We start from the raw sequence: 25439 nt of genomic DNA, 5'->3' as shown, positions 1-25439 counted from the left end.
CAACTATCCGGTCATCAGCCGTTCCTCTTGAGGAAGGAACCGGAGACCATGCACGTGATCATCATCGGCGCCGGCACCGGCGGACTGGCCCTGGCCCACGGCCTGAAGCGGGCCGGCATCAGCTGCGCCGTCTTCGAACGCGACCGCACCCGCGGCGACGGGCTCCAGGGCTACCGGGTGGGCATCGACCCCGACGGCAGCCGGGCACTCAGCCGTCTGCTGCCCCCCGAACTGTTCGCCACCTTCGCGGCCACCTGCGCGCGCACCGGCGACCGCTTCACCATGTTCACGGAGAAGTACAAGGAAGTCCTCTCGCTGACCGGGTTCGCCCAGCCCGGCGCGGACGGGGCGGGCGCCGAGCGATCCGTCTCCCGCATGACCCTGCGGCAGGTCCTGCTGACCGGGCTGGAGGAGCGGGTCCACTTCGGCAAGGTCTTCACCCGCTACGACAAGAACCCCGACGGCACGGTCACCGCACACTTCGAGGACGGCACCTCGGCCACCGGTGAGGTGCTGGTGGCCGCCGACGGTTCCCACTCCCGGGTCCGCCGCCAGTACCTGCCCCACGCCCCCTTGAAGGACAGCGGCCTGATCGGGATCACCGGCAAGGTGCCCCTCACGGACGCCACCCGCGAGCTGCTGACCCCCGAAGTCATCGACGGCGTCAACATGTTCCTCGCCCCCGGGGGTTACTCCCTGATCATCCACGTCATGCAGTTCCCGTGGGACGAACAGGGGCGGCCGCGCGAGGGCATCGGCGCGAGTGACACCGAACTGCTCCGCGCGTGGCCCGGCCTTCAGTTCGACAACACCCGCGACTACATCATGCTGGGCTTCGGCGGCGCGGCACGGAACCTGCCCCCCGACATCCTCCGGATGAACGGCGAGCAGCTGCACGACCTCACGGTCGAGCTCACCCGCAACTGGGACGCCCGGCTGCGCAAACTGGCCGAGCTGGCCGACCCGTCCACCTGCTTCCCCCTGAACATCCGCACCTCGGCCCCCGTCGAGCAGTGGCCCACCAGCAACATCACCCTGGTCGGGGACGCCATCCACACCATGACGCCGGGCCGCGGGGTGGGGGCGAACACCGCGCTGCGCGACGCCGAACTGCTGTGCGCCAAGCTGGTCTCGGTCCGTGACCGCGAAGCGTCGCTGATACCGGCGATCCACGACTACGAGACCCAGATGGTCCGCTACGGCTTCGAGGCGGTCGAAAGGTCCCTGGCGCAGATGCGCGGGAGCGATCCGGTCCACAAGCCGGTCATCGGCCGCGCGGTGCTGGCCGGGATGCGCACCGGCATGCGGGTGGTCAACCACCTTCCCCCGCTCAAACGCCGGATGGCCGCCGCCGCACAGCGGTACCGCGGCCACGACCACGACGCACAGCAGCGTCCCCGGCAGCGACGCCGCAGGCCGGACGGGCCGGCGCACTGAGGCGCGGCCCCCGGCTCAGCGGATCACATGCGGCAGAAAGCGGGCGTACTCATCGGTGACCGGCCCCGCAGACTCCCGGATGCCGAGCCCCGCCGACTCGTCCTCGACGACCCAGGCGCCGAGCACGACCCGGTTGCCGTCGAAGTCCGGTAGCGGCGCCAACTCCTGGTAGCAGCACGGGTCTTCGGGCCCTCGCAGCTCCGGCTCGGCACCCGGCTCGTGCAGGGTGACACCGGCACCCTCCCGGCCCAGCAGCGGCTTGGCGACGTAACCACGGGTGTGCGCCAGCTCGCGCGGCCCGTCCAGGTAGGCGGGCAGCAGATTCGGATGGCCGGGATACAGCTCCCAGAGAATCGCCAGCAGCGCCTTGTTGGAGAGCAGCATCTTCCAGGCGGGCTCGATCCAGAGGGTGGAGCCGGTGCCGCCCCCGTTGTCGAGCGTGTCCAGGACGTACGGGCCAAAGTCGTCGGCGGCCAGCCACTCCCACGGGTAGAGCTTGAAGCAGGACCGCATGAAGCGCAGCCGCTGGTCGACGAAGCGGCCGGACAGCCGGTCCCAGCCGATGTCCTCCATCGAGATCGCGACCGTCTCCAGGCCCGCCTGCTGCGCCGTCTCCTCCAGGTAGGCGACGGTCATCAGATCCTCGCCGAGCTCGTCACCCGACGAGTGCGCGAAGTGCAGCGGCGCGCCCGGCGGCAGCAGCGGCGCCTGCCGCTTCCAGGCCGCCACCAGCCGCTCGTGCAGCGAGTTCCACTGGTCGGCGCCGGGAAAGCGCTCCTCCATCCAGAACCACTGCGGACTGGCCGCCTCCACCAGCGAGGTCGGCGTATCGGCGTTGTACTCCAGCAATTTGGCCGGGCCGCTGCCGTCGTAGTGCAGATCGAACCGCCCGTAGAGGGACGGGAGTTCCTCCCGGCGCCGCCAGGACTCGGCGACCAGACGGGCCAGCCGCGGGTCCTCGATCCCGAGGTCGGCGAATCGGTTCTGCTCGACGATGTGCGCGGCCGCGGCCCGGCACATGCCGTGCAGTTCCTCGACGACCTCCTCCAGGGCCTCGACCTCGGGGAGGGTGAACTCGTAGTACGCGCTCTCGTCCCAGTACGGGCGCAGCGAGTCGTCCGGGTAGCGGGTCAGCGGGTAGATCAGGCCCTGCGCCTCGACGGTCTGCTGCCAGTCGGGGCGGGGCTCGATGGTGTGGCGCTTCATGGCGGTACCGCGTCCGCTCAGCCGCCGAAGGAACCGTGGCGGCCGCCGCCCGAGCCGGAGCAGCCGAAGCCGCCGCGGTTGACGGCCGTGGCCTTGCTGAAGGTGCCGTCGTCGGCGTACTTGCCGCCGGCGTTGTTCGGGTCGTAGTACCACTGGCCGTCGACGGGCTGCTTCGCCGTCCCGCCGCCGCGGCCGGCCTTGCCGTATCCGCCGCTGCCGGAAGTACTGCTGCCGCCGGCCGAACTGCCGCCTGCCGAGCAGTTCTTGGAGTCGACGATGCGGTAGCCCTTGAGCGTGTCGTAGCTGTTGCGGTCCACACAGCGCTTGTCGGGCTCGGAGCCGCAGGACGTCAATGCGGCGGCCAGCGCCCCCATACCGCCCAGGATCACCGTGCTCGACCGCAGCCGCCGGCGTGCTTTGTCTGCCATGCCTTGCCTTCCCCCGTGAACATCTGTTGGAGCGCAGCCAGCGTAGACGGCACCCACGGGCCCGGCGCAATGAGGTGGCCTCCTCCTTTCCGTACCGCCGCCCCGCACGGGCAGCGGGGCTCAGCACGACGCCGGGCCGCCCTCACTGGGCGGCCCGGCGCTGGTGCGCTGTACGGGAGAAGGGGCGGGTGGTCAGACGGGTGGTTACACGACGGTCTGGGTGTCGGTGTCGCTGGAGGTGGTGAAGTTGGTGTCACCGACGTAGGTCGCCGTGATGGTGTAGATGCCGGTGGTCAGCGGGGTGCTGACCGCGGCGACACCGGAGCCGTCGAGCGTTCCGGTGAGGTTGATGGTGGTCACGCCGTCGGTGACGACGAAGTTGACCGTCCCGGTCGGGACGCCGCTGCCCGGAGCCACCGCCGTCACGAACGCGAGGATCGCGACCGTGTCGCCGGAGTTGGACGGGTCGGGGAACGAGGTGACCGTGGTGGTCGTGGAGGCCTGGTTGACCGTGTGGGTGTCGGTGCCGCTGGAGGTGATGAAGTTGGCGTCGCCGCCATAGGTCGCGGTGACGTTGTGGACGCCTGCGTCGAGGGTGCTGGTGGTGACGGAGGCGACGCCCCCGGAGACGGTGCCGGTCAGCGTGCCGCCCCCACCACCGTCGATGACGAAGGTGACCGTGCCGGTCACCGTGCCGGAGCCGGGTGAGACCGGCGCGACCGTAGCGGTGAAGGTCACCGACTGCCCGAACACCGACGGGTCGGGCAACGAGGTGACCGTGGTGGTCGTCGACGCCTGGGCCACCGTCTGGGTGTCGTTCCCGCTGGAGCTGGTGAAGTCCCCGTCACCGCTGTAGGTCGCCGTGACGGGGAAGGTTCCGGCGCCCAGCGCAGTGGTCGAGGCGGTGGCCGTACCTCCGGAAAGGGTGGCGGTCAGCGTCGGACCACCGGTGATCACGAACGTGACCGTCCCGGTCGGGGTACCCGCCCCCGGCGAGACCGGTGCGACGACGGCCGTGAAGGTCACCAACTGCCCTGCCACGGACGGGTCGGGCGACGAGGAGACCGTGGTGGTCGTCGCCGCCGGAGCCACCGTCTGGGTGTCGGTACCGACGGAACTCGTGAAGCTCCCGTCACCGCTGTAGGTCGCCGTGACGGCGTACACGCCCGCGGTCACCAGTCCGCTCGTGCTCACACTGGTGGTGCCGCCGCTGAGTGTCCCCGTCAGCGTCACCGTGGTGACCCCGTCGGTGGCCACGAACGTGACCGTACCGGTCGGCGTACCCGCACCCGGCGAAACCGGAGCGACCGTCGCACTGAAGGTCACCGACTGCCCCACCACCGACGGGTCAGGAGTCGACGAGACCGTGGTCGTCGTCAACGCTTGCGTGACCGTCTGGGTGTCGGTGTCACTGGAGGTGGTGAAGTTGGCGTCACCGCTGTAGGTCGCCGTGACGGTGTAAGTCCCCGCCGTCACCAACCCGTTCGTGCTCACGCTGGTCGTACCGCCGCTGAGCGTCCCCGTCAGCGTCACCGTGGTGACCCCATCCGTCGCCACGAACGTGACCGTGCCAGTCGGCGTACCCGCACCCGGCGAAACCGGAGCCACCGTCGCACTGAAGGTCACCGACTGACCCACCACCGACGGGTCAGGAGTCGACGAGACCGTGGTCGTCGTCAACGCTTGCGTGACCGTCTGGGTGTCGGTGTCACTGGAGGTGGTGAAGTTGGCGTCACCGCTGTAGGTCGCCGTGACGGTGTAAGTCCCCGCCGTCACCAACCCGTTCGTGGTCACGCTGGTCGTACCGCCGCTGAGCGTCCCCGTCAGCGTCACCGTGGTGACGCCATCCGTCGCCACGAACGTGACCGTCCCGGTCGGCGTACCCGCACCCGGCGAAACCGGAGCGACCGTGGCCGTGAAGGTCACCGGCTGACCCACCACCGACGGGTCAGGTGTCGACGAGACCGTGGTGGTCGTCGCCGCCTGAGCCACCGTCTGCGTGTCCGTGCCGGTGGAGGGGATGAAGTTGGCGTCACCGCTGTATGTGGCCGTGACGGTGTAGGCGCCGGCGGTCACCAGCCCGCTGGTGGTCACGCTGGTGGTGCCGCCGCTGAGCGTGCCGGTCAGCGTCACCGTGGTGACGCCGTCGGTGGCCACGAACGTGACCGTACCCGTCGGCGTACCCGCACCCGGCGAAACCGGAGCCACCGTGGCCGTGAAGGTCACCGGCTGACCCACCACCGAGGGGTCAGGAGTCGACGAGACCGTAGTGGTCGTCAACGCCGGAGCCACCGTCTGGGTGTCGGTACCGACGGAACTCGTGAAGCTCCCGTCACCGCTGTAGGTCGCCGTGACGGCGTACACGCCCGCGGTCACCAGCCCGCTGGTGGTCACGCTGGTGGTGCCACCGCTGAGCGTGCCGGTCAGCGTCACCGTGGTGACCCCGTCGGTGGCCACGAACGTGACCGTCCCGGTCGGCGTACCCGCACCCGGCGAAACCGGAGCAACCGTGGCCGTGAACGTCACCGGCTGACCGACCACCGACGGGTCAGGAGTCGACGAGACCGTGGTCGTCGTCAACGCTTGCGTGACGGTCTGGGTGTCGGTGTCACTGGAGGTGGTGAAGTTGGCGTCGCCGCTGTAGGTCCCGGTGACGGTATACGTGCCGGGAGTGACCAGCCCGCTGGTGGTCACGCTGGTCGTACCGCCGCTGAGCGTGCCGGTCAGCGTCACGGTGGTGACCCCGTCGGTGGCCACGAACGTGACCGTGCCAGTCGGCGTACCCGCACCCGGCGAGACCGGAGCAACCGTGGCCGTGAAGGTCACCGGCTGCCCCACTACCGACGGGTCGGGCGACGAGGAGACCGTGGTGGTCGTCGATGCCTGGTTCACCGTCTGGGTGTCGCTCCCGGTGGAACCGGTGAAGTTGGCGTCACCGCTGTAGGTCGCCGTGACGGTGTAAGTCCCCGCCGTCACCAACCCGTTCGTGCTCACGCTGGTCGTACCGCCGCTGAGCGTCCCCGTCAGCGTCACCGTGGTGACCCCATCCGTCGCCACGAACGTAACCGTCCCGGTCGGCGTACCCGCACCCGGCGAAACCGGAGCCACCGTGGCCGTGAAGGTCACCGGCTGACCGACCACCGACGGGTCAGGAGTCGACGAGACCGTAGTGGTCGTCAACGCTTGCGTGACCGTCTGGGTGTCGGTGTCACTGGAGGTGGTGAAGTTGGCGTCACCGCTGTAGGTCGCCGTGACGGTGTAAGTCCCCGCCGTCACCAACCCGTTCGTGGTCACGCTGGTCGTACCGCCGCTGAGCGTCCCCGTCAGCGTCACCGTGGTGACGCCGTCGGTCGCCACGAACGTGACCGTACCGGTCGGCGTACCCGCACCCGGCGAAACCGGAGCCACCGTCGCACTGAAGGTCACCGACTGCCCCACCACCGACGGGTCAGGAGTCGACGAGACCGTAGTGGTCGTCAACGCCGGAGCCACTGTCTGTGTGTCCGTGCCGACGGAACTCGTGAAGCTCCCGTCACCGCTGTAGGTCGCCGTGACGGCGTACACGCCCGCGGTCACCAGCCCGCTGGTGGTCACGCTGGTCGTACCGCCGCTGAGCGTGCCGGTCAGCGTCACCGTGGTGACCCCGTCGGTCGCCACGAACGTGACCGTACCGGTCGGCGTACCCGCACCCGGCGAAACCGGAGCCACCGTGGCCGTGAACGTCACCGGCTGACCGACCACCGACGGGTCAGGAGTCGACGTGACCGTAGTGGTCGTCGCCGCCAGGTTGACCGTCTGGGTGTCCGTACCGCTGGAGGTGGTGAAGTTGGCGTCACCGCTGTAGGTCGCCGTGACCGTGTGCGTGCCCACGCTCAACGCGCTGGTGGTGACGCTCGCCGTGCCGCCCGAGAGCGTCGCGGTCAGCGTCGGGCCACCGGTGATGACGAAGGTGACCGTGCCGGTCGGCGTACCCGCACCCGGCGAAACCGGAGCGACCGTGGCCGTGAAGGTCACCGGCTGGCCGAAGACCGACGGGTCGGGCGACGACGTGACCGTGGTGGTCGTCGACGCCTGGTTCACCGTCTGGGTGTCGCTCCCGGTGGAACCGGTGAAGTTGGCGTCACCGCTGTAGGTCGCCGTGACGGAGTAAGTCCCCGCCGTCACCAACCCGTTCGTGCTCACGCTGGTCGTACCGCCGCTGAGCGTCCCCGTCAGCGTCACCGTGGTGACGCCGTCCGTCGCCACGAACGTGACCGTACCGGTCGGCGTACCCGCACCCGGCGAAACCGGAGCAACCGTGGCCGTGAACGTCACCGGCTGACCGACCACCGACGGGTCAGGAGTCGACGTGACCGTCGTGGTCGTCGCCGCCTGAGCCACCGTCTGGGTGTCCGTACCGCTGGAACCGGTGAAGTTGGCGTCACCGCTGTACGTCGCCGTGACCGGGTGGGTCCCGACGCTCAACACACTCGTCGTGACGGTGGCCGTGCCCCCGGAGAGGGCGCCGGTCAATGTCGGGCCACCGGTGATGACGAACGTGACCGTGCCGGTCGGGGTACCCGCGCCCGGAGCCACCGGCGCGACCGTGGCCGTGAAGGTCACCGGCTGGCCGAAGACCGACGGGTCGGGCGACGAGGTGACCGTCGTGGTCGTCGACGCCTGGTTCACGGTCTGGGTGTCCGTACCGACCGAACCGGCGAAGTTGGCGTCACCGGTGTACGTCGCGGTGACCGTGTGGGTACCGGCGCCGAGTGCACTGGTGGTGACGCTCGCGGTGCCCCCGGAGAGGGTGCCGGTCAGCGTCGGGCCACCGCTGATGACAAACGTGACGGTGCCCGTCGGGGTACCCGCCCCCGGCGAGACCGGGGCGACGACGGCCGTGAAGGTCACCGGCTGCCCCGTCACCGACGGGTCGGGAGACGAGGTGACCGTGGTGGTGGTCGCCGCCTGGTTGACCGTCTGGGTGTCGGTGTCACTGGAGCCGGTGAAGTTCGCGTCGCCGCCGTATGTCGCGGTGACGGTGTAAAGACCCGCCGTGACCAGCCCGTTGGTGCTGACGGTGGCGACGCCGGCGCCGTCGAGGGTGCCGCTGAGGGTCACGGTGGTGACCCCGTTGGTGATGACGAACGAGACGGTTCCGGTCGGAACCCCGCCACCGGGGAACACCGGCCCCACAAAGGCGGTGAAGTTGACCGTCTGGCCCACCACGGAGGGGTCGGGGAACGAGGTGACCGTCGTGGTTGTGGAGGCCTGGTTGACCGTCTGGGTGTCCGTGCCGCTGGAGCCGGCGAAGTTCGCGTCACCGCTGTACGTCGCCGTGACCGTGTGGGTACCGGCGCCCAGTGCACTGGTGCTGACGCTCGCCGTACCGCCGGAAAGCGTCGCGGTCAGCGTCGGACCACCGCTGATGACAAACGTGACCGTGCCCGTCGGCGTACCCGCACCCGGCGAAACCGGCGCGACCGTCGCCGTGAAGGTCACCGACTGCCCGAAGACCGACGGGTCGGGCGACGAGGTGACCGTCGTGGTCGTGGAGGCCTGGTTGACCGTCTGGGTGTCCGTGCCGCTGGAGCCGGCGAAGTTCGCGTCACCGCTGTACGTCGCCGTGACCGTGTGGGTACCGGCGCCCAGTGCACTGGTGCTGACGCTCGCCGTACCGCCGGAAAGCGTCGCGGTCAGCGTCGGACCACCGCTGATGACAAACGTGACCGTGCCCGTCGGCGTACCCACACCTGGCGGGACCGGCGCGACCGTCGCCGTGAACGTCACCGACTGCCCGACGACCGACGGGTCGGGCGAGGAACTGACCACCGTGGTCGTCGACGCCTGTCCCACCGTGTGCGTGTCCGTGCCGGTGGAGGTGTTGAAGTTGGCGTTACCGCTGTAGGTCGCGGTGACCGTGTGGGGGCCGGGAGAAAGTGTGCTGGTGGTGACGCTCGCCGTGCCCCCGGAAAGGGTGCCGGTCAGCGTCGGGCCACCGCTGATGACAAACGTGACCGTGCCGGTCGGCGTACCCGCACCCGGTGCGACCGGGGCGACCGTGGCCGTGAACGTCACCGGCTGGCCGAACGCCGACGGGTCCGGCGACGAGGTCACCGTGGTGGTCGTGGAGGCCTTGTTGACGAGCTGGGTGTCCGTGCCGCTCGACGGCGCGAAGCCACCACTGCCGCTGTAGGTCGCCGTGACCGTATGGGGGCCGACGCCGAGGCTGCTGGTGCTGACGCTCGCCGTGCCGCCCGAGAGCGGTGCCGTCAGCGTGGGGCCGCCGGAGATGACGAAGGTCACCGTGCCGGTCGGAGTACCCGAGCCGGGCGGGACGGGGGCGACGGTGGCCGTGAAGGTCACGGACTGCCCGAACACCGAGGGGTCGGGCGACGAGGTCACCGTGGTGGTGGTCGGCACCAGGCTCGGCAGCACTGTCTGCGTGTCGGTGCCGCTGGAGGGATTGAAGTTGGCATTGCCGTTGTACGTCGCGGTGATGGCATGGGTGCCGACGCTGAGACTGCTGGTGGTGACGGTCGCCGTACCGCCCGAGAGCGTGCCCGTCAGGGTGCCGCCTCCGCCGCCGGCGATGACGAAGGTCACCGTGCCGGTCGGGGTACCCGCGCCCGGCGCGACCGGCGCGACGGTGGCGGTGATGGAGACCGGCTGCCCGAAGGTCGACGGGTCCGGCGAGGAGATGACCGTCGTGGTCGTCGACGCCTTGACCACCGTCACGGAGGCCAGTCCGGTGGACGGAGACCACAGCGGGCTGCCGTTATAGGTGGCGGTGATGGTGTGAAAACCCACGCTGATGTTGCTGACGGTGGCGGTCGCGGTGCCGCCGACGAGTGGTGCCGTCACGGTGGGGCCGCCGGCGACGACGAAGGTGACGGTGCCGGTGGGTGTTCCCAGCCCGAATGGGATGACGGTGGCGGTCAACGTCACGTTCTGCCCGAAGACCGCCGGGTTTGGCGCTGCCGACGCCAAGGTAAAGGTGGGTGCCATGGTATGGCCCTCCGCATTGATGATGGTGGCGGGCCGTTCAACTCCCTCCCCGAGGATCTTGGCGTGCTGCGGGAAGTGGGCATCAACCTGGGGAAGGATCTCGGTAAGGAAAGCTGACAGAGATTCGCATCTGCATACCGATGACCTCCGCCAGGTGGGCAACCCGCCGGTCGATAGCATCAGTAGGCGCGCCGATCATGCCGCCACGCCATAGTCGGTCAGCGCATTTACCCTGAATGGCGCAGCGCGTAGCGGCGTGCACGGCGCCCCGTGGCGCGCGCCACGGGGCGTAGATGTGACAGGCGTCGGCACTGGTGACGGGCGGTCAGTACGGGACACCGCCAAGAGCCCCTCCCGCACCACCGCCAAAGCCGTTGCACAACGGCGCAGTTGACGGCGCAATGACTCCTCGGTGCCATAATTCCCGGAGCTTCCATATTCTTTGCTATAGCAATGCACAGGGAGCGTTAGAGGGTGGGGGTGAAATCTCCCCAACTTTCAACTGGCTTACCTCACTGGGTAGTTGAGGAAAATGGGCAGGGGGCCGGAAGAGGAATTCCGCGCACTTACACCGAGCGGATTGCAAGGGCGGAGCGGCGGCGCACCCTGGACGTGAGGGGGGAACTGCCGGCGGCCGGCCGCCGGTCTACCCTGGCCGAGGGACCGGGGCGCAGGGCCCCGGTCGCCCGCCGGCCGAAGGAAGCAGTCCATGAATGAGCGCGCCCGGGTACCGGTGCAGTTGCCCGGAGACCTGACGCTGCGTCGTCCCGCCCCCTCGGATCACCCACGGCTCCAGGTGGCCCTGGCCGAGTGGTGGGGCGGTCTGGGTGGTGAAGCGGGCGCACTGCAACGCCAGTTGCTCGTACCGCGCCTCTTTCTCCAGCACTTCGCCGATACGAGCCTCCTCGTCGAACGCCCCGACCGGACCCTGCACGCCTTTCTGATCGGCTTTCTGTCCCAGACGGACCCCGGGACCGCCTACATCCACTTCGTGGGCGTGTGCCCGGAGGGCCGGCGGGACGGCGTCGGCAGCGCCCTCTACGACCACTTCTTCACCACGGCCCGCGCGGCCGGCCGCAACCAGGTCCGTTGCATCACCAGCCCCAACAATCGCAACTCCATCGCGTACCACGCCCGTATGGGCTTCCGTCTGGAGCCGGGCGACCGGACCGACGACGACGGCGTACCGGTGCACGAGGACTACGACGGGCCGGGACTCGACCGGGTGTCGTTCGTACGGGAGCTGTGATCCGGGAAACCCGCACGTCCACCGCCTACTCCCCCGCAGGCAGTGCCCTGAGCAACGCGTCCAGGGCACCGGCGAAGGAGTGGTCGGGCGGGGTGCCGTAGGCCACTACCAGGGCGTCGCGGGAGGTGGGTGGGGCGGCAGGGTCGCGGAAGCGGCTCAGGCCCTCCAGGGCGAGGCCCTGCCAGCGGGCGCCCTGGAGGATGGACTGTTCGGTGCCGGGCGGGAGTTCCAGTACGGCGTGCAGGCCCGCGGCGATGCCCGAGACATGGACGTGGGGCGCGTGGTCGGCCAGGGCGGCGACCAGTTGGTCGCGGCGGCGCCGGTAGCGCAGCCGCATCCCGCGCAGATGGCGGTCGTAGGCGCCCGAGGACATGAACTCGGCCAGGGTGAGCTGGTCCAGCGCCCCGGACTGCCATTCGCCGGTGCCCTTGAGGGCGAGCACCGGATCGACCAGCCGGTCCGGCAGCACCATCCAGGCCAGCCTCAGCGCGGGGGCGAGGCTCTTGCTCGCGGTGCCCAGGTAGACGACGTGGTCGGGGTCCAGGCCCTGGAGGGCGCCGACCGGCTGGCGGTCGTAGCGGAACTCCCCGTCGTAGTCGTCCTCCAGGATGAATCCCCCGGTGGCACGCGCCCAGTTGACGGCGGCGGCGCGGCGGTCGGGGTGCAGCGGTACACCGGTGGGGAACTGGTGGGCGGGGGTCAGGAGGGCCGCGCGTACGTCGTCGAGGCCGGTCAGCTCCTCGGTGCGGGCGCCGCGTTCATCGACGAGAAGCGGGACGGCGCCCAGGCCCGCGCGGGCGATGACGGCGCGGTGGAAGTCGAGGCCGTACGACTCGACGGCCAGCCGCCCGGTGCCCAGCGCGCGGCTGAGCAGGGCCAGCCCCTGCATGAATCCGGCGCAGACGACGATGCGGGCGGGGTCGGCGCGTACGCCGCGGGCGCGGGCGAGGTAGTCGGCGAGAACGGTGCGCAGTTCGGGGCGGCCGCTGGGGGTGGTGTAGCCGAAGGCCTCGCTGGGGGCGGCGGTCAGCGCGCGGCGGGCGGCGGCCAGCCAGGCGGTGCGGGGGAAGGCGGAGACGTCGGGGGTGCCCGGCGTGAGGTCGAAGCGCGGCTGGTCGGCGCGGCCGGCCGGGCCGGGGGCGCGCGGGGCGGCGGGGGTGGTGCGCGGCAGCACCCTCTCGGCGACGCGGGTGCCGGAGCCCTGGCGGGCGCTGAGCCAGCCCTCGGCGACCAGCTCGGCGTAGGCGTCGGCCACGGTGTTACGGGCGATGCCGAGGTCGGCGGCGAGCGAGCGGGAGGACGGCAGACGGGTGCCGGGGGCCAGCCGGCCGGACCGTACGGCGTCCCGCAGCGCACCCAGCAGCGCGGTGCGCAGCCCGCCGGGGCCGGTGAGATCCAGGTGCAGATCGCGTCCGAAAGTGGCCCAGGAATTCTCCATGGAAGTGGACCATACAGCTGCGCCATTGCCGCCGTAGCGTCGTAGACATGACGACACAGTCAGCACAGACGACACAGACGGCACATACCTCGCAGGCGGCTCAGGCGACGCAGACGGCGGCTGCGGCACCGGGACCCGCGGCGCACGGGCACGGCCCCCGGCTGCCCTGGGCCAAGCTCGCGCCGGAGGTCTACAAGGCCATGATCGCGCTGGACGCGGCGGCGAAGAAGGGCCTCGAACCGGCTCTGGTCGAGCTGGTGAAGATCCGGGCATCGCAGCTCAACCACTGCGCGTTCTGCATCGACATGCACATCAAGGACGCCCGCAAGGCCGGCGAGACCGAGCAGCGCGTCTACCTCCTCAATGCCTGGGAAGAGGCCACCGCCTTCTACTCCCCCAAGGAGCAGGCCGCCCTCGCCCTCACGGAGGCGGTCACGCTCCTGACCGAGGGTTTCGTTCCCGACGCCGCCTACGACCGCGCCGCCGCCCACTTCGACGACGCCGAGCTCGCCCAGCTGATCGCGCTGATCACCACCATCAACGCCTGGAACCGCTTCGGCGTGTCCACCCGCATGGCCCCGGGACAGGCATGATCACGGCGCCCTCGCGACTGCCCCTCGGCGCGCTCGTCCCCGGTGCCCAGGCGCCCCTGAGCACACTGACCCCGGCCGGAGCGGCCCGATCCCCGTTCGGAGATGCCTCATGACGACTTCCCATGCCCATGCCCAGGCCACTGCCGCCGCCGCGCTACGCGCCCTGCATCACGGGCCCGAGCTGCCCCTGGTCCTTCCCGGCCCGTGGGACGCGGCCAGCGCCCAGGTGTTCGCCGAGGCCGGGTTCTCCGCACTCGCCACGCCCAGTGCGGGTATCGCGGCCTCCCTCGGATACGAGGACGGACAGACGCCGGCCGACGAGATGTTCGCGGCCGTCGCCCGCATCGTGCGGGCCGTGGACATCCCGGTCTCGGCGGACGTGGAGGCCGGATACGGGCTGTCCGCCAAGGAGTTGGTGGGCCGGCTCGCGGGCGCCGGGGCGGTGGGCTGCAACCTGGAGGACACCGACCACGCCAGCGGCTCCCTGCGGGACCCGCTGGAACAGGCGGACTGGCTGGCGGAGGTACGCGCCGAGGCGGGCGACGCGCTGGTGATCAACGCCCGGATCGACACCTATCTGCACGGCGCCCAGGGTGCCGAGGAGACCGTACGCCGTGGCCGGATGTACGCGGCAGCGGGCGCCGACTGCGTCTACCCGATCCTCGCCCCGCCGCCCCTGCTGGCCGACCTGGCCGCCGGTATCGGCATCCCCGTCAACGCCGTGGTGACGCCGGACGGTCCTTCACCACGCGAACTCGGCGCTCTGGGCGCCTCCCGGATCACTTTCGGCCCTGGACTTCAACAGCAGGCGATGGCGGCGGTGGCAGGGATGGCGGAGCAACTGCGGGAGGAGCTCGGGGCGGAGCGCTGAGGTCCGGCGCCCGAGTGCCGAAGGGGGCGGCCGAAGGGGGCGGCCGAAGGGGGCGGTCGAACGAACCGGTGCCCCCGGACACCCGAGGGGGCCCGCCCCGCGGCCTCCGGCCCGGTCTGCCGTCACCGCTCGTCCGGCCCGAGCCGCCGCCAGCGCTCGCCCGGCCCGAGCTGCCGTCACCGCTCGTCCGTCCCCGGTACCTTCCCCGTGCTGAGGGCGAGCCGGTTCCAGGTGTTGATCGTGAAGATCAGGGCCAGCAGCCGGGCCAGTTCGGCGTCGTCGAAGTGGGTGGCGGCGCGGTCGTAGACCTCGTCCGGTACGCCGCCCTGCGCGACCAGCGTCACGGCCTCCGTGAGCGCCAGCGCCGCCCGTTCCTTCGCGGTGAAGAAGTGCGCCGCCTCTTCCCAGACGGCGACCATGTGCAGCCGCTCCTCGCTCTCCCCCGCCTTGCGGGCGTCGGAGGTGTGCATGTGGAGGCAGTACGCGCACTTGTTGAGCTGCGAGGAACGGATCTGGACCAGTTCCACGAGGGCCGGGTCGAGTCCCTCGCGCGCGGCCGCATCGAAACCGATCAGGGCCCTGAAGGCCTTCGGGGCGGCCTGGGCGAAGTTGACCCGGGGGCTGCGGTTCACCGGCCCGTCCGCCGGGGCCGTTCCCCTCGCCGAGCTCGCCCCGTGCGCCGAGCCCGCCGCGTTCGCCGGCTTCCCCGCGTTCCCCGCGTTCTCCGCGTTCTCCGCGTTCCCCGTGCCCGCTTCGTTGATCTGCGCTGTATTCGTCATGCCTTGAATCTAGAAGCCCAGGCGACCGGCTGTAGGGTGCATTTCCATGCCGGAATCATGGGTCAATCCTGCCGAAAGCCTCGGCGCCGATCTGCATCTGGAGCTGACCGGACCCGGCAGCCGCCGCGCCGTCCTCATCCGGGCGCTGCGGGACGCCGTACGGTCCGGGCGGCTCGCCCCCGGCACCCGCCTGCCGCCCTATCGCTCACTCGCCGCCGACCTCGGCGTCGCCCGTAACACCGTCGCCGACGCCTACGCCGAACTGGTGGCGGAAGGCTGGCTGAGCGCCCGGCAGGGCTCCGGCACCACCGTGGCCCAGCGTGCGGAGCCGCTGACGCCCACCCGCGCCCCGGCCCACCGCGCCCCGGCGAACTGCCCCGCGCACAACCTCCTCCAGGGCCGGCCGGACGCCGCCTCCTTCCCGCGTACCGCCTGGCTCGCCGCCGCCCGCCGCGCGCTGACCGCCGCCCCCAACGACGCCTTCGGCCCCGGCGACCCCCGTGGCCGCCCCGAACTGCGCCGCGCCCTCGCCGACTACCTGGCGCGCACCCGCGGCGTACGCACCGACCCCGAACGCCTCGTCATCTGCTCCGGCTTCGCCCACGCCCTGCGCCTGCTCCTGCCGGCCGTCCTCCCCGACCCCCTCGCCGTCGAGTCCTACGGCCTCCCCTTCCACCGTCACCTCCTGACCACGGCCGGCATCCGCACCCGCCCCTTGGACCTCGACGAACACGGCGCCGACACGGAGGGGCTGACCGCGTTCGGCGACGTGGGCGCGGCCCTCCTCACCCCTGCCCACCAGTTCCCCACCGGCGTACCGCTCCACCCCGACCGTCGGGCGGCCGCCGTCAACTGGGCACGCACCACCGGGGGTTACCTCCTGGAGGACGACTACGACGGCGAGTTCCGCTACGACCGCAAGCCGGTCGGCGCCCTCCAGGGCCTGGATCCGGAACGCGTCCTCCACATCGGCTCGGTCAGCAAGAGCCTGTCCCCCGCGGTGCGCCTGGGCTGGATGGTGCTCCCCGACCGTCTCGTCGACGCCGTACTGGAGGCCAAGGGCGAACGCGAGGCCTGGGCGGGCGTCACCGATCAGCTCACCCTGGCGGAGTTCCTCACCCACGGCTCCTACGACCGGCACATCCGCCGGATGCGCCAGCGCTACCGCAGACGCCGCGACCAGCTCATCGACGCGGTGACCACGCACGCTCCGCATCTCACCGTCACCGGCATCTCCGCCGGCCTGCACGCCGTCCTCCAACTCCCCGACGGCTCACCCGAGTCGGACGAACGCACGGCCCTGCGCGCCGCCCGATGGCAGGGCCTGGCTTTCGACGGGCTCTCCGGCTACCGCCACCCCGCCGCGACCATGCCGCCCCGCCACGGCCTGGTCATCGGTTACGCGACGCCCACGGACAGCGCCTTCCCGAGCGCCCTGGAGGCGCTGTGCCGGGCGCTTCCGACGCCGCCCTCCTGACCGTTCCGGAAGCGCCCGGGGGTCATCCCGCATCGAGTGTCCTGCTCATGAACAGCGCCGTCTCACCCTCGCTCGGCGTGCCCCGGTAGAGGGTCGTGTCGAGACCGCAGAAGGTGAACCCCATCCGCTGATACGCGCGGATGGCGGGGACGTTCACGCTCGATACCTCCAGCCAGGCCGTCCGTGCTCCATGGCGGCGCCCGTACGCGCAGGCCCGCCGCATCAGAGCCGCGCCGACCCCGAGTCCGCGGTGTGCGGGTGCCACCGCGATCTCGTGGATGACCAGGCGGTGATGCCACTCCTCGACCCCGACGACAACGAAGCCGCATACCTTCCCTTCGTCGACGGCGACTTCCCTGTGCAGGCCGGCGGAGTCGTCGTCGCCCTCATCGGGAGGGAAGATCTTGACGAGCGGCGGATCGACGGCGACCGGCCGCAGTGCGAACCCCTGGTCCCCCGCGGCCACTTCATAGACGGCGTCAGTGGTGAACGAGTCGTCGATCGCATCGGCCTGTTCCCTGTCCTGCGACAGCGCTTGTCGGTACACGATGTGCTGGTCAGGTCTCATGTCTGCGCCACGTCCTCGGCTGCTCGGTCATCCGGCTGACGAACGACCCGCCTGCCGCGTTCCGCCCGCCCGCTCCTGTCAGACCGCTGTCCGCTCCACGGGGATCCACAGCTCCGCGTCCGCCTGTGTCGCGTCCGGCGACAGACGGGTGCGCAGGATCTCGGGCCCCGGCCGGCTCTGGTAGGGATTGGACGGGAACCACTGCGTGAACACGTCCCGCCACAGGTACTGGAGCGTCTGCGGGAACGGCCCGGAGCTCTCGAAGACGGCCCATGTCCCGGCCGGGACGGTGAGCGCGTCCATGTCCTCCGGCACCGCGGCCCGGGTCACCGCACCGTGGTAGTAGTCGAGTTCGGTGCCCTCGGCGCGGCTGTCGTCCAGATTGTCACTCACCGAGATGATCCCGGCCGGCTCCTGGTCGGACAGGCTCTCGATGCGCTCCAGCGTCTCCTTGCCGATCTCCCGGATGAAGGCGGCGATGGCCGGGTTCACCCCCTCATGCACGAGCGGCACCCGTGCCTTCCTGCCGACCACACGGAACTCGTCCTTTTCCACGACCTTGTACTGCATGCTGCTGTTCCCTTCGACGATGAGGCGGAAGGACATCCGTGGCTGGGACTTCAGGCTCGCGCCGGTCCGCCTGGCCTCGCCGGGACCGACGCCGTGCATGACACGGAACGCCCGCGCGAACGCCTCACCCGAGGTGTAGCCGTATCGCACCGCGACCTCCAGCAGCGTCCGCTCGCCGGCCAGCACTTCGGCACCCGCGACCGTCAGCCGCCTGCGCCGGATGTACTCCGAGAGCGGGATCCCCGCCAGCGCGGAGAACAGCCGCCGGAAGTGGTACTCCGACATCAGCACCTCCCGGGCCACGTCGGGCACCTCGATCCGCTGATCAAGGTGGCACTCGATGTGCTCCATGGCCTGGTTCAACCGTTCCAGCACCTCGGCCTCCTTCCCTTTCGTCACTCACGTTAGGAAAGAGCCACCCTGCTGCACCCGACATCCTGTGCCCGGTCCGGTCGGGTACGGCAGGACCCAACTGCCCCTGTGCGTCGTCGGCATGGCCCGTTCCTGCGGGCTCGACGCGGGGAATAACGCGTCACTGATCATGGCTGTCGCCGCTGGAACAACCGCCACAAGAGCATGGAGGGGCCACCGTGAGTGAGACCCGGAGCGTTGTCGACGAGTTCTACCGCCGACTCGGCAGCGGCGCCATCGATGACTTGGCCGACTTGTTCGCCGATCACGTCGAATGGCACATCTACGGTGCGGAGGAGATTCCCTGGACGGGCCGACGGACCACGAGGGAGGAGGCCGCCGAGTTCTTCCAGACGCTTCCCCGGCATCTCCAAGCGGTGGAGTTCGCGGTGTCGCGCATCCTTGTCGACGGCGATGACGCGGTGGCCCTCGGCCACATGGAGCAGATAGTCAAGGCCACGGGCAAAGCCTTCGTCTCGCCGTTCGCCTTCCACTTCACCGTCGAAGGCGGAAAGATCACCCGCTACGTCACGTTCGAGGACAGCCTCGCTCTGGCCCGCGCTTTCCAGGCGGACTGACTCCCCGGGAGCCTGGGCCGGCTTCCTCATGGACTTCCGCGCGGACTTCCGCGCGGGCGCGGGCCGAGGCGCATACACACCCGCGCCTCGGGCCCGCGTCCCGTCCCCTTCCGCCTGGCCGTCCGCGATCGCGCCTACCGGTTCGCGAACTTCTGGCTGATGTTGGTGAAGACCCGCTGGGCCTCCGGGCCCAGATGCGGGCCGGCCAGCCAGGTATGGGTGTTGGAGCTGATCGAGGTGTTGGACACCAGCGTCAGCTTGCCGCCGTGGTTGACGAACCAGCCGCCGCCGGAGGTGCCGCCGGTCATGTTGCAGCCGATGCGGTTCATGGCGGGCGTGCCCTCCTGCATGACGAGGCGACCGGGGCGGGCGGGGCAGTTCATCATGCGCGCACCGTCGAACGGCGGCGCCGCGGGGTAGCCGAAGGCGTCCAGCGAGGCGATGCGGTCGGCGGAGGGGGTGTCGAACGCGACCCGGGCGGCGGCGCCCACGGTCTCCTGGAGCGACTTGCCGCTGCCGTTCTCCGGCTTGACGTGCAGCACCGCGAAGTCATAGGCGGAGCCGCCGTTGCCGGTGTCCTCGCTGCCCATGTCGATCCACTCGCCGGAGGTGGTGATCCAGTCGGCCCAGAACCGGCCGTAGGGGGTGACCTGCGGGGAGGGGCTGCCGCTGACCTGGTTCATCGGCACACCGTTGTCGTTGTAGGACGGCACGAAGACGATGTTGCGCATCCAGCCGCCCCGCTTGCCGGAGTGCACACAGTGGCCGGCGGTCCATACCAGGTTGGACTTGCCCGGGTGCGCGGGGTCCTCGACGATCGTGCCGGAGCAGACCATCGGGCCCTTCGGGCTGTCGAAGAAGATCTTCCCGACCGGGGCCATGTGCCGGTGGTACGGGCGGGCGACCTGCTCGGCGGTGACCGGCCGCGGCTCGGGGTCCGTGGCGTCGAACTCACTGCCCGCGCCGGTGGCCTTCACCCCGATCTCCGGCGAGTTCTTCGCCTTGGCCAGCCGGTCCGTCTTCCAGTGGTCCTTGATGACCGGGTTGGCGAAATCCGACGCCTTGCGGGCCCACTTGTCCCAGTTCTGCCAGCCGCCGTCCTGCCACTTCTTCAGGTCGTCCAGGCTGGTCGGCATGCCCTTGGGGATCTGGAGACCCCCGTTGCCCTGGCCCTTCTGATCGGTGACACCCGAAGCGGCGGCCTTGTCGTCACTGGGGCCGCATGCGGTGACGGTGCCCGCGAGCAGCGCGACCAGTGCAGCGACCGCGGCGGTGGAGCGGCGGATGGTTGGCATGGAGCGAAGTCCCCCCGGTACGTGGCTGCGCCGGGCGAGCAGCGCGCCGAAATTGTCATGTCCCTCGTCGGGCTGCGCTCTACTATGCCGTCCCGGCCGGAGCGCCGGGCAACCAGGTCCCGGCGCTCCGGCGAACGACGGAAAGGGACGTCCGTGATGCCACCCTCGCCGGCCCCGCTCCGGACGGAGCGCCTCGCCCTGCGCCGATTCATCGCGGATGACGCGGAGTTGGTGGTCGCGCTGCACGGCGACCCGGAGGTCATGCACTTCATCGACACCGGGCGTCCGGTGGCCCGGGACACGGTGCTCCAGCGGACGCTGCCGGAGTTCCTCTCCTGGTCCGGCAAGCCCGGAGATCCGGCCGCCGCGCTCGGGGTCTGGGCGGCGGAAGCGGCGGCCACCGGTGAGTTCATCGGCTGGTTCGCGCTGCGGCCGGCCGCCCCGGGGCGGGACGAGGCCGAGCTCGGCTACCGGCTGTGCCGGGCGGCCTGGGGCCGGGGGTATGCGACCGAGGGCGCGCGAGCAGTGGTCGAGCGGGCCTTCGGCGGTCCGGCCGGGCCGTTCGTGCGGCGGATCACGGCGACGACCATGACGGTCAACCGCCGGTCCCGCCACGTGCTGGAGAAGGCCGGGCTGCACTACGTCCGGACGTTCTTCGAGGAGTGGCCGGACTACATCGAGGGCGCGGAACACGGCGATGTGGAGTACGCGGTGACCCACGACGAATGGGCGGCCGCCCGCCAGTAGTTCCGTCCTTCCGGTCGTCCCGTAGTGGTCGTCCCGTAGTGACAGCGTTCGCCCCACGACGGCGCGGGCTTCAGGCAGTCGCGACTCCTTCGACGGACGGGCCGCGGCGGGTCACTCCGGGTACCAGACCTCTTCGATGTTCTCCTGGGTGTCCTGCGGCCGGGAGACCTTGAACACCGACACCCTCAGCGTCTCGTTCGCCAGCGGGATGTACAGGCCGCAGGCGATCCGATCGAGGTACGCGCCCCAGTCCGGGCCGTCCGGGTCGGCGAAGTCCAGGCCCTCCGCGCCGGGGCTTTCCGGGCCGGTCCCGCACGCCCGCAAGGCCTCCGCCGGATCTCCGCCGACGGCCATCTCGTCCCACCCGTCCGCACTCACGTCCGGCGCTCCGGGGACATGGACCAGGTACTTCCCGTAGGTGAGGGAGAAGTCCATCTCGCACACGCCGATGATGCGGGCATCGGGATGGGCCGTGACCTGCCCTTCGAAGACCGGGTCGAGATTGCAGGAGCCGGTTCCGTCCTCCCCGAACGCGGGATCGGTGATCTGCACGACGCCGCCCCAGCAGCCCACGGTGACGTAGTCCAGGTCATCGAAGGTCGTCGGCGGACGGACGTCCAGGCGCGGCACCGGGGCCAGCTCTTCCACCCCGGCCACCGTGGGCAGCTCGCGCACGACCGCACGGGCGCGGGCCGGGTCGTGGGCGGGGATCTGGTCGATGGTGCGGCGGGTGTAGTGGGCCGGGGGCGGTGGGTGTATGCGGGTGATCTGGGTGATGCTGTGGCGGCATCTGGTAGCGCGGTCGAGGCTCATGCGGGGCGAGCTTAGGGCAGGGCACCGACAGTCAACGGACGGGGTGACGTCGGCCAAGGGGGTTGCTTCAGAAGGGAGTTGGAGGAGCGTGACGCCGGCCGCTGCGTCGCGAGAATGCGGACGCGGCGTGCGGACTGTCCACTAGCCCTCTTCCCGCAGCACCAGGCCCAGCAGCCCGGGGAAGCAGGCGTCGAATTCCTCGCGGCGCAGGCGGTTGAGGCGCTTGGGGCCCTGGTCGCGCTGTTCCACCAAGCCGGCCGCGCGCAGGACGGCGAAGTGGTGGCTGAGCGCCGCCTTGCCGACCGGTACGCGGAAGCTGCCGCAGCTGTGCGACCAGTCGGCGGAGCCCGCCAGCTCGCGCACCAGCTGGAGCCGTACGGGGTCGGCGAGGGCGGCGAGGGCGGTCTCGACGGGGACGTCCTCGGGGTGGGTGTGCACCGGCACGGCGCGGTGGCTGCTGCGGTCCGGCATGTCTCGGCCCCCTTGCTAAGTGTTCGATCCAGATCATACAGTCGGAGTGTTCGCATTCCATTGAACAGTCGTGAGGGGCGTGTGCTGTCATGCGTGCGGTTGAGTTCCAGGAGTACGGCGGTCCTGAGGTCCTGAAGGTCGTGGACAGGGACGTTCCCGAGCCGGGCCGCGGGCAGGTGAGTATCGATGTCGCCTACACGGGTGTGAACTTCGCCGACCTCAAGGCCCGAGCCGAGGGCTACCGCGTCGAGACCCTCCCCTTCCGGCCGGGCCTGGAAGTCTCCGGGCGGATCCGCGCGGTCGGTGCGGACGTCGAGGAGCTGCGGCCGGGGCAGGAGGTCGCGGCGCTCACGGACGGCGGGGCGTATGCGGAGGTCGTCGTCACCGCCGCGGCGACCGTGTTCCCGCTGCCGCAGGGCGTGAGCCCCCGCACCGGGGCCACGCTGCCGACGGTGCTGCCCACCGCGCATGCCCTGGTGCACGAGGTGGGCCGGCTGCGGGCGGGCGAGACGGTGCTGGTGCAGGGGGCGGCGGGCGGGATCGGCACGGTCGTGGGCCAGCTGGCGAAGGCGGCGGGGGCGGGCGCCGTCTACGGCGTGGTGTCGGACGCGGCGAAGGCCCGGCATGCGCTCAAGTACGGCTACGACGAGGTGTTCGTGGGCCCGGACTTCACTGCGGACGTGCGGCGCGCCACGGGCGGACGGGGAGTCGACCTCGCCCTGGACCCCGTCGGCGGCGAAACCTTCCGGCGCAGCATGGACGCGCTTGCCGTCTTCGGCCGCCTGGTCTCGTTCGGTAACGCGAGTTCCGCCGAGCCCTGGCAGGTGGGCCAGCCCGAGCTGTATCCGTGGGGGCGCACGGTCGCGGGGTTCTCCATCCTCGCCTTGGCCCGAACGGCGCCGGAGGCGCTGCGCGCACTGGCCGGACGGGCCTTCCGTACGGCTTCCGAAGGCTCCGTGGAACTTCCCGTGACAGCGGAGTTCCCGCTCGCCGAGGCCGGTGAGGCGCACCGGCTCCTCGGCAGCCGCCAGAGCACCGGCAAGCTGTTGCTGCGGGTGGGGTGACGGGAAAGGCGCCGTTCGGCGCCCGAGCCCCGGGTGTCACTCCCGTACAGGCCGTGCCCGCCCGTACCCGGCCGCCCTACTGCCGGGCGAGCCTGGGGTCCCGGTGTGCGGCACGGTGCGGTCCGGCTGTCGTCCCGTAACGGAACTCCTGGAGCTGTTCCGCCGTCGGGTACCACTGTTTGTCGCAACGGCAGCACCACCAGCGCCAGTTGTCCCAGTCGGTGTCGGTGTGCGTGGTGTCCTTCCACAGTCGGTCGCCGCAGTCGGGCGTGGGGCAGGTCGGCGGCAGGGGCATGACGAGCCTTTCGTCGGTGGCGGCTGCCAGCCTTCTGCGCCCGCCACCGCGCCGTGCGGCAGTTCGCCACTCGCCACCCGAACGGGTAGGCGCCCGGCGCGCACGGGGCGACGGAAAGCCCCCAGGGATGACGGAATGCCCCACGGCACGTCGGACAACGCGGCGCGGAAAGACGGAAAGCGGTCGCGGGCCGCCGCACACCGTGTGCGACTGCCCGCGACCGTTCGCGAGTCCCCAGGCGGCCCGAGTCCTCGCGAACCCGGGATCAGGACGGCGTCAGCCGCTGACCCGGTCGTAGTACGCCTTGGCGGTCTTCCGGCACTGCCGGCGCTCCGCGTCCGTCTTGTGCGGCTGCACGGCGCACTGGTTGTTCATGTCGAACAGGAAGGCCTTGTCCACGCGCCGCTCGTGCTTCGAGTGCCGGAACGCCTCCTTGCCCATCATTTTCTTGTAGTTGCGGTAACCGAAGTCATGCCGTGCGCATGACAACCTGAAGTCGAAGCCGCCCGGCTTGTCCGCGAGCTTCGTGCACCAGTCGGTGCTCCAGATGAATCCCCAACGGTCGACCCCGGACTGGGCGAGTTCGCGCGTACGACGCCAGTCCTTGACGCTCGTCGTGGTGGAGCGGGTCAGCTGGTGGAGCCGCTGGTACTTGGCCTGCTTGCTCGGGCCGGCCTTCGCCGTGGCGGCGGCGCCGTCGGCGGGAGCGCCGTCGGCGGCGACGGCCGCGCCCGACCCCGCGAGAAGAACGCCGGCTGCCGCGACCGACGCGAAAGTACTGCGCTTGATGAGCATGTCGTCCCCGTTTTCTGTTCTCTGTGGCCCCGACCGCGCCTACGGAATGCGGCGCGATCAGGGGGTCGAAAACATCATCGGGCGCGGCCCGAGGCACCGCCATCGTCTCTTTGGGAGGTGTCCGTCAGGACAATGTCACCGGGCACCGGCCGGACAGAGCACGTCGTGGTGGATGACAGCGATGACCACCGCCTCAAGGCGGATGCGCAGCCCCAACTTGGCGATGACGTACGCGGCATGGGGCTTCACCGTGCCCTCGGCTATGCCCAGCCGGCGGGCGAGAGGGCCGCTGGGCAGTCCGTCGCCGAGCAACAGCAGCACCTGGCGCTCGCGGGCCGTCAAGCCGTCGAGATCCGGCACCTCTCCCCGTTGTTCCCCGTTGTGGTCAAGAAGCCATGCATACCGGGCAGTCACCTACGCCGGCACCACGCACGACGAGGTCCTGTCGTCACACTGCCGCCGTAGCCCTCGGGCGACGGCGGCAGTGTGACGACAGGACCTCGGTCGGTCACGCGACTTCAGTACTTGCTGATGCAGGCGAGCTTGACCCGCCCGGTCCGGGCATCAGGAAGGGTCTTCTTGATGCTCCAGGCTTCCACCCGCCACTTCACCGAACGCAGCTCGGTCGGCGTCGCACGGTCCGTCACCAGAATGTCCTGCGAACTACCGAAGTTGTGGGTACGCAGCGCACCGCCACCCGTCGGCTTGAACCTGTGCTTGATGTTGCCGATCCCGGTCGAGGAGATGTAGACCGTCTTCCCCGCGGGGCACGTCTTGGTGCCGGACTTCTTCTGAATGAGCTTGTCCGACGCCCCGCCCATCCTCCACCCCTGCGTGCTGCAGTAGCCGTACGCCTTCAGCAGGTTGTTCCGGTGCCCCCACGTCGAAGTGACCTTCCACGTGACGGACTTGCGCCACGTCGGAACCGTCCGAGTCGAGACGTCATTAAGCTTGTGCTTCCACGTCCTGGACACCAGCTTCTTGCCGGCAGCCTTCCACGACACCCGTGTGGCGCCCACGGCGGAGTCCCAGATCCAGGCGGTCTCTCCCCTCTTCTTGCAGGTGAGCTTGCCCTTCTTCGAGTGGATCCCAGTGGGGTAGTCGGCGGGCTTCGCCGCGGCGGCCGCACCCGCGTTCATGGAGCCGGAGCCGGCCTGAGCCGACTCGTTACCCAGCACCGGTATCAGGACAGCGGTACCGACGGCGAGTGCGCACGCCGACGTAGCCACTCGACGGGGAAATCCCATGTGCGTCCCATCTTTTTCAGTTCTGTCATGAACACCGCCCACCGTAGGGGCGCTCGACCAGCCCCCGCTATTGACCGAAAGGGCAACACCAGGTCCCCCGCAGGGTTTCGGCACAGGCGT

The 25439-nt window shown here is 70.4% G+C and carries 22 protein-coding genes, 1 tRNA gene and 1 pseudogene; 9 read left to right on the top strand and 15 right to left on the bottom strand.

Annotated features, from left to right (window positions below):
- The first annotated feature begins 48 nt into the window (after nt 1-48).
- Nucleotides 49-1437: an FAD-dependent oxidoreductase gene (locus tag K7C20_RS23015; RefSeq protein ID WP_048830308.1), complete on the top strand. Its 1389-nt coding sequence runs from the start codon at nt 49-51 to the stop codon at nt 1435-1437.
- Between the two features lie 15 nt (nt 1438-1452).
- Here the strand turns inward: K7C20_RS23015 and K7C20_RS23010 are convergent, their stop codons facing one another.
- The 3 genes from K7C20_RS23010 to K7C20_RS38380 all read right to left on the bottom strand — a co-directional run bounded on the left by K7C20_RS23010 (nt 1453) and on the right by K7C20_RS38380 (nt 10058).
- Nucleotides 1453-2643 carry a glutathionylspermidine synthase family protein gene (locus tag K7C20_RS23010; RefSeq protein WP_053208620.1) on the bottom strand — a complete coding sequence of 397 codons (1191 nt, stop codon included), beginning with the start codon at nt 2641-2643 and terminating at the stop codon, nt 1453-1455.
- Nucleotides 2644-2660: 17 nt separating this feature from the next.
- On the bottom strand, nt 2661-3071 hold the full coding sequence (locus K7C20_RS23005; protein WP_053208619.1) for a hypothetical protein: 411 nt from the start codon (nt 3069-3071) through the stop codon (nt 2661-2663).
- 204 nt (nt 3072-3275) lie between these two features.
- Nucleotides 3276-10058 (bottom strand): Ig-like domain-containing protein, encoded by a 6783-nt coding sequence (locus tag K7C20_RS38380; RefSeq protein ID WP_246655314.1) that lies wholly within the window; start codon nt 10056-10058, stop codon nt 3276-3278.
- A 709-nt stretch (nt 10059-10767) separates the two neighbouring features.
- On the opposite strand from K7C20_RS38380, the gene K7C20_RS22975 reads away from it, so the two are divergent.
- A complete protein-coding gene (locus K7C20_RS22975; RefSeq protein WP_030086639.1) occupies nt 10768-11307 on the top strand; it encodes a GNAT family N-acetyltransferase in 540 nt (179 codons plus the stop codon).
- 25 nt (nt 11308-11332) lie between these two features.
- Here the strand turns inward: K7C20_RS22975 and K7C20_RS22970 are convergent, their stop codons facing one another.
- Complete coding sequence (locus K7C20_RS22970) at nt 11333-11644, bottom strand: hypothetical protein (RefSeq protein WP_150127269.1); 312 nt, start codon at nt 11642-11644, stop codon at nt 11333-11335.
- Here K7C20_RS22970 and K7C20_RS22965 point away from each other — a divergent pair.
- Nucleotides 11624-11778: transfer RNA gene (locus tag K7C20_RS22965), tRNA-Gly, on the top strand. The genes K7C20_RS22970 and K7C20_RS22965 overlap by 21 nt on opposite strands.
- 772 nt (nt 11779-12550) lie before the next feature.
- Here the strand turns inward: K7C20_RS22965 and K7C20_RS39500 are convergent.
- Nucleotides 12551-12745: pseudogene (locus tag K7C20_RS39500) on the bottom strand (GntR family transcriptional regulator); the annotation flags it as partial.
- A 47-nt stretch (nt 12746-12792) separates the two neighbouring features.
- On the opposite strand from K7C20_RS39500, the gene K7C20_RS22955 reads away from it, so the two are divergent.
- Together K7C20_RS22955 and K7C20_RS22950 are read left to right on the top strand one after the other, a co-directional pair.
- Nucleotides 12793-13338, top strand: a complete 546-nt coding sequence (locus tag K7C20_RS22955) for a carboxymuconolactone decarboxylase family protein (protein ID WP_078953293.1) — start codon at nt 12793-12795, stop codon at nt 13336-13338.
- 109 nt (nt 13339-13447) lie between these two features.
- Entirely contained in the window at nt 13448-14209 is a 762-nt protein-coding gene (locus tag K7C20_RS22950) for an isocitrate lyase/PEP mutase family protein (RefSeq protein WP_053209491.1), read from the top strand.
- Nucleotides 14210-14385: 176 nt separating this feature from the next.
- Here the strand turns inward: K7C20_RS22950 and K7C20_RS22945 are convergent, their stop codons facing one another.
- A complete protein-coding gene (locus K7C20_RS22945) occupies nt 14386-14988 on the bottom strand; it encodes a carboxymuconolactone decarboxylase family protein (RefSeq protein WP_078953294.1) in 603 nt (200 codons plus the stop codon).
- Nucleotides 14989-15034: 46 nt separating this feature from the next.
- Between K7C20_RS22945 and pdxR the strand changes: the two genes are divergently transcribed.
- Entirely contained in the window at nt 15035-16465 is a 1431-nt protein-coding gene (gene pdxR / locus K7C20_RS22940; RefSeq protein WP_030086650.1) for a MocR-like pyridoxine biosynthesis transcription factor PdxR, read from the top strand.
- 22 nt (nt 16466-16487) lie between these two features.
- Here the strand turns inward: pdxR and K7C20_RS22935 are convergent, their stop codons facing one another.
- Nucleotides 16488-17033, bottom strand: a complete 546-nt coding sequence (locus tag K7C20_RS22935) for a GNAT family N-acetyltransferase (protein WP_030086652.1) — start codon at nt 17031-17033, stop codon at nt 16488-16490.
- A 78-nt stretch (nt 17034-17111) separates the two neighbouring features.
- Nucleotides 17112-17978, bottom strand: coding sequence for an AraC family transcriptional regulator (locus K7C20_RS22930; RefSeq protein WP_030086654.1), 867 nt, complete (start codon nt 17976-17978; stop codon nt 17112-17114).
- A 215-nt stretch (nt 17979-18193) separates the two neighbouring features.
- On the opposite strand from K7C20_RS22930, the gene K7C20_RS22925 reads away from it, so the two are divergent.
- A complete protein-coding gene (locus K7C20_RS22925; RefSeq protein WP_030086656.1) occupies nt 18194-18592 on the top strand; it encodes a nuclear transport factor 2 family protein in 399 nt (132 codons plus the stop codon).
- 134 nt (nt 18593-18726) lie between these two features.
- Here the strand turns inward: K7C20_RS22925 and K7C20_RS22920 are convergent, their stop codons facing one another.
- Entirely contained in the window at nt 18727-19887 is a 1161-nt protein-coding gene (locus K7C20_RS22920; protein WP_053209492.1) for a trypsin-like serine peptidase, read from the bottom strand.
- Between the two features lie 156 nt (nt 19888-20043).
- Here K7C20_RS22920 and K7C20_RS22915 point away from each other — a divergent pair, with 156 nt between their 5' ends.
- Nucleotides 20044-20634 carry a GNAT family N-acetyltransferase gene (locus tag K7C20_RS22915; RefSeq protein ID WP_030086658.1) on the top strand — a complete coding sequence of 197 codons (591 nt, stop codon included), beginning with the start codon at nt 20044-20046 and terminating at the stop codon, nt 20632-20634.
- A 111-nt stretch (nt 20635-20745) separates the two neighbouring features.
- On the opposite strand, the gene K7C20_RS22910 is transcribed toward K7C20_RS22915, so the two are convergent.
- Both K7C20_RS22910 and K7C20_RS22905 read right to left on the bottom strand, forming a co-directional pair.
- The gene (locus tag K7C20_RS22910) at nt 20746-21447 is read right to left on the bottom strand and encodes a DUF6333 family protein (protein WP_030086659.1); all 702 of its coding nucleotides are present in this window, start codon (nt 21445-21447) and stop codon (nt 20746-20748) included.
- Between the two features lie 141 nt (nt 21448-21588).
- Complete coding sequence (locus K7C20_RS22905) at nt 21589-21918, bottom strand: ArsR/SmtB family transcription factor (RefSeq protein ID WP_030086661.1); 330 nt, start codon at nt 21916-21918, stop codon at nt 21589-21591.
- Nucleotides 21919-22007: 89 nt separating this feature from the next.
- Between K7C20_RS22905 and K7C20_RS22900 the strand changes: the two genes are divergently transcribed.
- Complete coding sequence (locus K7C20_RS22900) at nt 22008-22982, top strand: quinone oxidoreductase family protein (RefSeq protein ID WP_053209493.1); 975 nt, start codon at nt 22008-22010, stop codon at nt 22980-22982.
- Nucleotides 22983-23058: 76 nt separating this feature from the next.
- On the opposite strand, the gene K7C20_RS22895 is transcribed toward K7C20_RS22900, so the two are convergent.
- From K7C20_RS22895 to K7C20_RS22880, 4 genes are all read right to left on the bottom strand, one after another.
- Nucleotides 23059-23277, bottom strand: a complete 219-nt coding sequence (locus K7C20_RS22895) for a hypothetical protein (RefSeq protein WP_053209494.1) — start codon at nt 23275-23277, stop codon at nt 23059-23061.
- A gap of 276 nt (nt 23278-23553) precedes the next feature.
- Complete coding sequence (locus K7C20_RS22890) at nt 23554-24072, bottom strand: phospholipase A2 (protein ID WP_053209495.1); 519 nt, start codon at nt 24070-24072, stop codon at nt 23554-23556.
- Between the two features lie 135 nt (nt 24073-24207).
- Nucleotides 24208-24432 (bottom strand): LuxR C-terminal-related transcriptional regulator, encoded by a 225-nt coding sequence (locus tag K7C20_RS22885; RefSeq protein WP_052414362.1) that lies wholly within the window; start codon nt 24430-24432, stop codon nt 24208-24210.
- Between the two features lie 158 nt (nt 24433-24590).
- The gene (locus tag K7C20_RS22880) at nt 24591-25250 is read right to left on the bottom strand and encodes a hypothetical protein (protein WP_150127270.1); all 660 of its coding nucleotides are present in this window, start codon (nt 25248-25250) and stop codon (nt 24591-24593) included.
- Nucleotides 25251-25439: the final 189 nt, after the last annotated feature.

The sequence above is a fragment of the Streptomyces decoyicus genome, from assembly GCF_019880305.1.
Classification (GTDB): Bacteria; Actinomycetota; Actinomycetes; order Streptomycetales; family Streptomycetaceae; genus Streptomyces; species Streptomyces decoyicus.
The sequence above is the reverse complement of the archived record's forward strand: the minus strand, read 5'-3'. Positions and strand labels throughout refer to the sequence as shown.